We start from the raw sequence: 1,754 nt of genomic DNA on the forward strand, positions 1-1,754 counted from the left end.
TGGATATTCCGACCCATACTACACCACCCATTCCGAGGCATAGTACACCAGTCATTCCGAGCCAAAGTGCACCAGTTTTTGTTGAGGTAATTAAATATTCCAAGGCAAAGTGCACCACTTTTGGTTTATTGCAGGAATATTTCACTCTGCCATTCCGACACATACTGCACCACTATATTTAACCATATCAAGCAATTGGGCATAGTTTAACCCGTCAATTATATAGGTTTGGAAGCATAAAGCTTACCCCTATAGATATGGCGAACAAACTGCTCAGCATGAATAAGATTAGACAGATACTCATTTTCCTGGATCAGGGCGTCTCCCAACGGAAAATAGAAAAAGAGGTCAGGGTCAACAGGCGTACGATCGCGAGTTACCTGGAAAAGTTCAAATCGACAGGTTTGACTTTTGGTGGCTTGTTAAAGCTATCTGATGGGGATATCGACGAGATTCTTGGCCTTGTAAAGGAAGATGTAATGGAGGATGCTGACCCCAGGCGGGTTCATTTCCTTGAACATTTGGAATATCACAATGAACAGCTCGCCTCCAAAGAAGGCGTAACCAGGTTATTGCTGTGGGAGGAGTATATTACCAAGTATCCGGAAGGGTTTCAATATTCCAGATTCTGTGACCTACTGCAGGAACATAACCGGGCCTCGAAGGCCGTTATGCATTTTGAGCATAAACCAGCTGAGATGATGCAGGTAGATTTTGCCGGTGCGCCACTGCATTATCTGGATACTTCTACAGGAGAACTGGTTAGCTGTCCGGTGTTTCTTGCCATTCTTCCCTTTAGCGGTTACGGTTATGTGGAAGCGCTTGTAGATGCGAAGTTGCCCCAGGTTGTATCAGCATTGAACAAAGCACTCATCTATATCGGTGGCGTGCCCAAAGGCGTAAAATCGGATAATATGAGGCAGTGGGTATCCAAAAGCTCAAAGTATGAACCTGTCTTTACCGAGATGCTGGAGCAATGGGCCAACCATAACAAGATTGCGCTCTTTGCTGCTCGCCCGTATAAGCCAAAGGATAAACCAAGCATAGAGAACTTTGTGAGGATAGCCTATATGCGCATCTATGCGAAACTTAGGAACCAGACCTTCTACAGTCTCAAGGAATTGAATGCCGCGATCAGGATTAAGCTTAATGAACACCACCAGCTTAGTTTTCAACGCAAGAGTTTCAGCCGCTATGAGCTCTTCCACAATAATGAGTTAGCACTTTTGCAACCACTTCCCGAATCATCTTTCTCTATCCAGCACTACACCAGGGCAAAAGTTCAGAAGAACTATCATGTCGTAGTAGGTGAAGACTGGCACTATTACAGCGTTCCCTTTAGGTATATTGGCAAGGAAGTCAGGATATCATATTGTATGGACAGTGTTGAAATCTTCCATAATTGTACCCGCATTGCCATACACGTCCGGAGTTTCAGAAAACACCATTTCACCACGGTCAGGGAACATATGCCTGAAGCTCACCAATCTTTTTCAGATGAAAAGGGATGGGATCCTGAATATTATTTGAAACAGGCTGAAAAAGCAGGTCAGAACACTTACGACTTCATTCAAAAGCTGATGAAGAGCAATCCCGTGATACATCAATCATATGCTGGCTGCGCTGGACTAATGCGGCTCTTGAAAGCCTATGGAGCGGTAAGAATGGAAGCTGCCTGCAAAAGGGCACTCACCGGGCACAGGTTTAAATACACTGTAATAAAAAACATCCTTGACAATAATATGGACATGGTC

General features: G+C 44.4%; 1 protein-coding gene. It reads left to right on the forward strand.

What is annotated here, in order from left to right; all coding sequences use genetic code 11:
* Positions 1–278: 278 nt before the first annotated feature.
* On the forward strand, positions 279–1,754 hold a 1,476-nt coding region (istA, locus tag ACFOUY_RS09015), incomplete at its 3' end, for an IS21 family transposase (protein ID WP_378960176.1).

Source organism: Pedobacter jamesrossensis (assembly GCF_042650905.1).
Lineage (GTDB): Bacteria > Bacteroidota > Bacteroidia > Sphingobacteriales > Sphingobacteriaceae > Pedobacter > Pedobacter jamesrossensis.